This window comes from Pseudomonas sp. Pseusp88, from assembly GCF_047303955.1.
Taxonomy (GTDB): domain Bacteria; phylum Pseudomonadota; class Gammaproteobacteria; order Pseudomonadales; family Pseudomonadaceae; genus Aquipseudomonas.
Genome location: NZ_JBGLYM010000005.1, coordinates 349,420 through 357,376, shown reverse-complemented (window position 1 = coordinate 357,376; position 7,957 = coordinate 349,420). Strand labels below are relative to the sequence as shown.

6 protein-coding genes are annotated in these 7,957 nt (G+C 62.7%); 5 read left to right on the top strand and 1 reads right to left on the bottom strand.

Features of this window, described 5'->3' with window-relative positions:
* Window positions 1-463: P1 family peptidase (locus ACCD02_RS09920; RefSeq protein WP_413300822.1), on the bottom strand; the 463-nt coding region annotated here is incomplete at its 3' end.
* Between the two features lie 405 nt (window positions 464-868).
* On the opposite strand from ACCD02_RS09920, the gene ACCD02_RS09915 reads away from it, so the two are divergent.
* The 5 genes from ACCD02_RS09915 (at window position 869) to ACCD02_RS09895 (ending at window position 7,918) form a co-directional block, all read left to right on the top strand.
* Complete coding sequence (locus ACCD02_RS09915; RefSeq protein WP_413300820.1) at window positions 869-3,298, top strand: TonB-dependent receptor plug domain-containing protein; 2,430 nt, start codon at window positions 869-871, stop codon at window positions 3,296-3,298.
* A 60-nt stretch (window positions 3,299-3,358) separates the two neighbouring features.
* On the top strand, window positions 3,359-4,711 hold the full coding sequence (locus ACCD02_RS09910; protein ID WP_413300818.1) for an LLM class flavin-dependent oxidoreductase: 1,353 nt from the start codon (window positions 3,359-3,361) through the stop codon (window positions 4,709-4,711).
* On the top strand, window positions 4,708-5,631 hold the full coding sequence (locus tag ACCD02_RS09905) for a 5'/3'-nucleotidase SurE (RefSeq protein WP_413300816.1): 924 nt from the start codon (window positions 4,708-4,710) through the stop codon (window positions 5,629-5,631). The genes ACCD02_RS09910 and ACCD02_RS09905 overlap by 4 nt, the downstream gene beginning before the upstream one ends.
* A gap of 171 nt (window positions 5,632-5,802) precedes the next feature.
* Window positions 5,803-6,828, top strand: a complete 1,026-nt coding sequence (locus tag ACCD02_RS09900) for an LLM class flavin-dependent oxidoreductase (protein WP_413300814.1) — start codon at window positions 5,803-5,805, stop codon at window positions 6,826-6,828.
* Complete coding sequence (locus ACCD02_RS09895) at window positions 6,821-7,918, top strand: LLM class flavin-dependent oxidoreductase (RefSeq protein WP_413300812.1); 1,098 nt, start codon at window positions 6,821-6,823, stop codon at window positions 7,916-7,918. Before ACCD02_RS09900 ends, ACCD02_RS09895 begins: the two co-directional genes overlap by 8 nt.
* The last annotated feature ends 39 nt before the right edge of the window (window positions 7,919-7,957 follow it).

Below are 7,957 nucleotides of genomic sequence, written 5' to 3'. Positions count from 1 at the left end.
CCCCGGCACCCACCCGGCCTTCGGCAAATTCTTCGCCGGCGGCATTCAAGGCGCTAAAACCCAGGCGCCGATACGGCGGTTCCAATCCCCATTGCTTATTACCGGCATTGGCCAGGTCATGCAGCACCGCCGCCGGCACGATGGGAATCGCCGGGGCGCCAGCGTGCAACTGCAGGCCGACCCCCTCGGCAGATAACGCTGCCGCCACCGCATCCGCCGCGCCCAGGCCAAATACCGAGCCACCGGAAAACACCAGGGCGTGCAACTGGCCGACCATATTCTGCGGCTCCAGGGCCGCCGTTTCGCGCCCGCCGGGGCCACCGCCACGAATATCCACCCCGGCGGTCCAGGCACCAGCGGTGCGGATCACCGTCACTCCGGTCTGCGCGGCAGTGTCTTCGGCGTGGCCCACCAACAGGCCGGGAATATCGGTAAGGGAATTGCGGGGGCCGGGAAGCGGCATGGACATCTCCATAAGCTGAATACGATGCCCTGGCAGGAGCAAGGGCTATGCCATGCGCTGAACCGACGTATCTACGGGCTGGTGCTTATGTTTATCCAACAGCGTACTGGCTAAAAACCAACAGCCTGATCTACAGCTGTTAGAAAAACACCAATCCACGCCAGTCATGTACCGTAACCAATTGATAAAAAAGACTTTTAATGGCTGGCACAGCGCTTGCTCTAGTGCAGTACCAGAGCTTGAGACCGCAAGGCCGTCCGTTCGACGCGGCAGCCCGGCAACAAGCCGTCACCCCACTTAACGCACGACTCTTACGCCTTGCTCCACAGCAACGTGAGTCAGCCATCGAGGTGGCTCGGCAACCCAACAGGGTACCGACCGCAGACCCATTGGAGTTTCATCTACATGAGCAACATCGCCGCCGGTTCCGCCCGGTCTTCCCGCAAGCTGTTCACCCATTCGCTGTTGTTTCTCGCCGTCTGCGAAGCATCCGGTTACAGCACCCTTGCTCTGGCCGCCGACAAGAACGATAACCCCCTCGACACCGTGGTCGTTGTCGGCAACCGAGGCCAGGCCCGCACCCTGGCCGAAAGCCCGTCGCCGGTGGACGTGATTTCAGGCAGCCAGTTGCAAGCCACCGGGCAAGGTGACCTGACTCGTGCCCTGAGCCGGGTGCTGCCATCGCTGAACCTGCCCGCGTCCTCCGGTTTCGGTTCAACTTCGGTGGTACGGCCTATCACCTTGCGCGGCCTCAATGGCGATCAGGTGCTGGTACTGGTCAACGGCAAGCGCCGTCACAACAGCGCGCTGCTCAACAACGCCACTTCGCTGAACTCCGGCTCGCAACCGGTCGACCTGGACATGATCCCTACCGCCCTGGTGGACCATGTCGAAGTCCTGCGTGACGGCGCTTCGGCGCAGTACGGTTCCGACGCCATCGGCGGCGTGATCAACGTGGTCCTCAAGCAACAGGACCACGGTGGCAGCCTTTCCACCACCTACGGCCAGAACTATGAAAACGGCGACGGCGAGACCGTGCGCCAGACCGGCAACGTCGGCCTGGCCCTGCCCAACGATGGCTTCATCAACCTGGGCCTGGACGTGAAGAAGCAACGGGTCTCCGACCGCTCCGACGCGGCGCCCTACACCGATGCCGCCGGCAATACCAGCAGCCAGCACACCTACTACGGCACCGGTCTGCCCGAAGCGCGCAACTTCAGCCTGGGCTACAACGCCGAGTTGCCCATCGGCGACCAGACCCTCTACTCCAACGCCACCTACACCCGGCGCAACTCGGAAAAACCCCTGGCGTTCCACCAGCCGGCGAGCTTCAACGGTATTGCCACCCCTTACCCGGAGGGCAAGGAAGACACCCTGCGTTTCATCGAAAACGACTTCCAGTTCACTTTCGGTGACAAAGGCCAGGCGGCGGGCTGGGACTACGACCTGTCTACCACCTACGGCCAGGACCACGCCGAAGCGACCCTGCGCGACACCTATAACCTGAGCTACGGCGCCAATTCGCCGACCTCGGTGGACACCGGTGTAAAGACCTTCAGCCAGTGGACCAACAACCTCGACCTGACCCGTTCCTTCGACCTGGGCCTGGCCAGGCCGACGCAGATTTCCTGGGGCCTGGAGCAACGCTATGAAAGCTACAAGATCGGCAAGGGTGATTATGAGTCCTACGCCAGTGGTCCATTCACCCGCGGCACCAACGGCGCGTTGATCGCGCCAGGAACCATCTCCGGCGCCGGCACCACGCCAGCGGACGCCGCCGAGCGCGGAAGGACCAGCTATGCCGGCTACGGCGAGATCGGCCAGGACCTGACCGACAAATGGCATGTGGACCTGGCCGGGCGCTACGAGCACTACAACGATGGCTCCGGCGTGACCACCAACGGCAAACTGTCGACTCGTTACCAACTGACGCCGATCCTGGCGATTCGTGGTACCGCCAGCACCGGTTTCCGCGCGCCTTCTCTGGCCCAGCAGATCTACAGCTCGACCTCACAGACCTCAGTCAACGGCAACCTGTTTGATTATCGCAACGTCGCCGTCGACTCCGATGTCGCCAAGGCCTTGGGTGCCTCGACTCTGAAACCGGAGAAATCCACTAACTACAGCCTCGGCCTGACCCTGCAACCCAGCGATGTCACCAGCCTCACGCTGGATGCCTATCAGATCAAGGTTCGCGACCGCATCGCTCAGACCGGCTACCTGGGCGGTACGCCGGCGATCCAGCAGATCCTCGCCAACGCCGGGCTGAACCCGAACCAGGCGGTGACCTACTTCACCAACGCCCTGGACACTACCACCCGTGGCGTCGATATCGTCGGCGATTACCGCCAGGATCTGGGCGCCTACGGCCGCCTGCGCTACACCCTGGGTTTTAACTGGAACACCACCGAGATCGACAGCATCCACGCCTCCAGCGTCGCCCAGGCGGCTCTCGGCCCGACCGGTGGCTATGACCGTCAGCGCCAGGGCAATCTCAAGCACGGCACGCCGGAGTCCCGCACCCTGCTGGGTGCGACCTGGGATATCGACAAGTACACCGTGGGCCTGAACCTGACCCGCTACGGCGAGTACACCGAGTACGGCACCGCCGCCCAGTACGACATCACCCACGGCGCGGCCTGGATCACCGACCTCAACGTCGACTACCACTTGACCAGCAATATCACCCTCAACGCCGGTGCCAATAACCTGTTCAACAAGTACCCCGAGCGCACCAACCTGGCCAGCGCCTCCGGCGGTTTCCCCTACGGCACCTTCTCGCCGTACGGTACCACCGGCGGCTACTGGTACACCGGCGTGACCTACAACTTCTAAGCCCTGCCCACCCTTGCCGCCCAGGCGCGGCAAGGGCCTTTCCTTCGAGGGAGAACTGTCATGAGTCGTCGTACCGACCAGATCAAACTGGGTGCATTCCTGGCCAATAGCGGCCATCACGTCGCCGCCTGGCGCCATCCCCTGGCACAGGCCGATGCCAGCCAGGATTTCGAGCACTTCAAACATATTGCCCAGACCGCCGAGCGCGGTAAGTTCGATGCGTTGTTCATCGCCGACGTGGTCGCAGTCTGGGGCCATCACCTCGATGCCCTGAGTCGCACAGCACGGGCCGAGCATTTCGAACCGCTGACCCTGATGGCGGCCCTGGCTTCGGTGACAAGTCATATCGGCCTGATCGCCACGGCCACAACCAGCTACAACGAGCCGTACCATATCGCCCGCAAGTTCGCGTCCCTGGATCACCTGTCCAAGGGCCGCGCGGCGTGGAACCTGGTGACTTCCGTGGTGAGCGACGAAGCCTGGAACTTCGGCCGCGAGGAACATATCGACCACGGCAATCGCTACCAGCGCGCCGAGGAATTCCACGATGTGGTGCAAGGGCTGTGGGATAGCTGGGAGGACGATGCCTTCGTTCGCGACAAGGAAAGCGGCCTGTATTTCGATGAAGAGAAACTCCATGTGCTCAACCACAAGGGCACGCATTTTTCCGTGCGCGGCCCGTTGAATGTGGCGCGTCCGCCTCAGGGTCATCCGGTGCTGGTACAGGCTGGCGCCTCGGAACCGGGCAAGCAACTGGCGGCCAGGGTCGCCGAAGTGATTTTCGCCGCCAGCCACGAAATTCCTGCAGCCCAGGCGTTCTACAGCGATATCAAGTCCCGCGCCGCCGCTCTGGGTCGTGATCCGGACGGCATCAAGATCCTGCCCGGCATCACCCCGTTCATTGGCGACACCCGCGAGCAGGCCAAGGCATTGTTCGAGGAATTCCAGGCCTTGATCGATCCGGTATTGGGCCTGCGCCTGCTGGCCGATACCTTGGGCGACGATATCGACTTGTCCGGCCACGACCTCGATGGTCCGCTGCCATACACCGAACCGGGGCAGCGCGGCAGCCGTCGCGACAAAGTGCTGGAACTGGCGCGCAGCAAGAACCTGAGCATTCGCCAGCTCTACCTGCACCTGGCTGCAGGCAATCCGGTTATCGGCACAGCCACGGATGTCGCCGATACCCTCGAAGCCTGGTTCCAGGCCCGGGCCTGTGACGGTTTCAACGTGTTCTTCCCTTATTTCCCGGGAGCCATCGAGCTGTTTGTCGATCAGGTCATCCCCGAGCTGCAACGTCGCGGGCTGTTTCGAACTGAATACGAAGGCACCACCCTGCGGGAAAACCTCGGTCTGCGACGTCCGGCCAATACTCTGTCGGAGCGCAAAGTCGCCGATGCGGTGGCTTCATGAAGTCACTGCCGCTAGCGGTAATATTTGCCGGGTGCCTGGGCAGCACCCCGGCATTTGCCCTGAATATTCTGCTGGGCAATGACGATGGCTACGAGCACGCGAATATCCGCGCGCTGTACCAGACGCTCAAGGCCGAGGGACATACCGTCAAGATAGCTGCGCCCTTTTCCGATCAAAGCGCCCGGGGCGGCGCGTTCTTTTTTGGCCGCGCCGTGGAAGTCGGCCAGGACAGCGACCCGGCCTTTGCGGACAGCTACTACCTGACCACGACTGAGAAAGGCGTCTGTGTCAGCATCGATTGCAGCGGCAAGAACGTGGATATCCGCATCAGCGGCACGCCGGTCATGGCGATCCTGATGGGCCTGAAAAAAGTCATGCCCCATCCGGACCTGGTGATCATCGGCCCCAACCCTGGCAATAACCTGGGCGCGATCAACAGCGCTTCCGGCACCTTCAATGCCGCACGCGTAGCGCTGCTCAGTGGCGTGCCGAGCCTGGCGGTCAGCACTGATCTCAAGGAGAAAGATCCACAGCAGGTGGCCAGGCTGGTCGGGCAGATCGTCCAAAGCCTCGACAGTCATCGCCAGGCCAACGGTGCCCTGTTGCCCAAGGGCGTCGGCCTGAATATCAATTTCCCGCTGCTGACCGCGATCAAAGGCGCACGTTTGACCCGGATCGGCAGCTATACCCCTTTTGAAGCCACCTACGCTGAGGATATCGGCAAGTTGTTTCCCGCTGCGGCGGGCAAGCCGGGGATCACCTTCCAATACACCCCGGCCGCCAGCCCGGCGCAGCAGGACGACGAAGCCGTATGGCTGGGCAAGGGTTATGTGACTGTCAGCCCGTTCGATGCGACAGTGCCTTCAGCCGATGCCAATGCTGCGCTGAAACCGCTGTTGGCGTTACCCTTCAGACCCTGAAGTGCACAGGCAAAATGTGTGGGAGCGAATTCATTCGCGAAAGCGTCGGCGCAGGCAATACATCTCCAACGAATGTACCGGCCCCTTCGCGAATAAATTCGCTCCCACAAAGATATCGTATGAGCGACCGCCCTCTGCAGGCGTTATTCACTTCATCGACGAGGCTGATAGATGCCCCTTGAATTCAGCTGGCAATTACCGTCCATGCAGGACGACACCCTCAGCCAGTGGCAGGCCCGACCGGGCGACTGGATTCAGCTGGCCCTGGCCGTGGAATATGCTGGCCTTGAGGGCCTGTGGATTGGCAATGGCCCAGGCCAGCCGGACAGCCTGGGCGTCGCTGCGGCCCTGTGCGCTCATACCCGCAAGCTGATCCTGACTGTCAGCGTCGCCCCGGAGGTCATGCTCCCGGCGGCTCTGGCCAGTACGCTGCAAAGCCTGCAATCCATCAGCCAGCAGCGTATTCGCCTGCACTTGCCGGACAGTGGCCGCAACAGCGCCTATCGCGCCTTTGGCGAGTTTCTCAATCGGGACCAGCGTAATGAGCGCATCGGCGAATACCTGGCTCTGCTTAGTCGTCTGCTGGCGCCCCTCAATGAGCCGTTCAACCATACGGGGCGCTATTTCCAGCTGGAAAACGCCGGTATCGCCCACCGCGACCTTTGCGCCCCGCCCTTGCTGCTCGACGCCAGCCAGGATCCCGAGCTGACCGGGCGGATTGCCGATCAGTGCCTGCTGAGCCTTGCGCCCTTGCCTGCACTGGCTCGGCAAATCCAGCGTCTGCGAGATTCGGCCGTGGCCCATGGCCGCGCGCTGAGCCTGGCATGTCAGCTTGGCTTGATCCTTGGCGACAGCGAGGATCAGGCCTGGTGCCAGGCCGAGCAGCACTTGGCAAGCCTGGGCGTGACAGCGCCCGCGGCCGATCCTCGGGTCAGCGATCTGGCCCGCCCCTTCGCCGAAACCCGGCGCCTGGAGATCCATCCCAACCTCTGGCAGCCTGAAACGGGGGGCACGGTGTTTCTGGTGGGTACGCCCGAGCAGTGTGCAGCACGCCTGCAAACCCTGCATGAACTGGGTATTGGCCATGTGGTAATAAGCGCTGAACAGCCGATACGAGCAGTCCTGCGTTTTGCCGAGCAGGTGGTACCGCTGTTGGAAACCTGTGGCCTGCGCAAGGAGTCGCGATACCGTGCCTGATCAATCTGCCCTGGAGCTCAACTGGTTTCTGCCCACCAACGGCGATGGTCGCCACCTGACCAGCAGCGGTCTGCCGAAAATCGGCCTGTTCCAGGAAGGCGAACGCCCGCCGACCCTGGATTACTTGCGCCAGGTGGTGCGGGCCGCCGAACAGGCGCGCTTTGACGCGATCATGGTGCCCACCGCCAGCGGTTTCGAAGACCCCTGGCTGATCACTGCGGTACTGGCCCAGGAAGTGCGCCGCCTGAAATTCCTCCTCACCGTACGCCCCGGCCTTGAGCTGCCCGCCTACACCGCTCAACGTGCGGCAACCCTGCAACTGCTCAGTAACAATCGCCTGGCTTTGCACGTGGTCAGTGGCTCCAGTCGCTTTGAGCAACGCTCCCTGGGTGACTTTCTCGAACACGACGACCGCTACGACCGCAGCGCCGAGTTCCTCGACGTATTGCGTGCGACCTGGCGCGGTGAGGGCCATTTGCATCACGGGCGCTTTTATCGCGGCGGCCAGCAAGGTCCGGGCCAGCAACATGCGCAGCTACCACCCATCTATTTTGGCGGCGCCTCAGCAGCGGCCGAAGGCGTCGCCGCCAGTCACGCAGAAACCTATCTGATGTGGGGCGAACCACCGGCGATGGTCGCCGAGCGTATTCGACTCATGAAGGAAAAGGCTGCCGCCCAGGGTCGAATGTTGCGCTTCGGCCTGCGCCTGCATGTCTTCGCCCGGGCCAGCGACGAAGCCGCCTGGGCCCACGTGGCCGGGCTGTTGCAGGAACTGCCGAAGGATGCCATCGATCGTGCTCAGCAACAGTTGTCCAGTTATCAATCGGTGGGCCAGACCCGGCAGAGCGAGCTGCTTAGCGGGCGCGGTCACGGCGTGCGGGAACTGGAGGTTTCGCCCAACCTATGGGCCGGGGTGGGCCTGGTCCGGGGTGGCGCGGGTACCGCGCTGGTGGGCAGTTATCAGCGGGTAGCCGAGCGCATCGAGGAATACCGCGGACTGGGGGTCGACAGTTTTATCCTGTCGGGCTATCCGCATCTGGAAGAGGCGATTCATCTGGGCGCGGAGTTATTGCCATTGTTGCGGCGATAACCGGCAGGAGCAAATCGATGGAGCGAGGCTTGCGCGCGA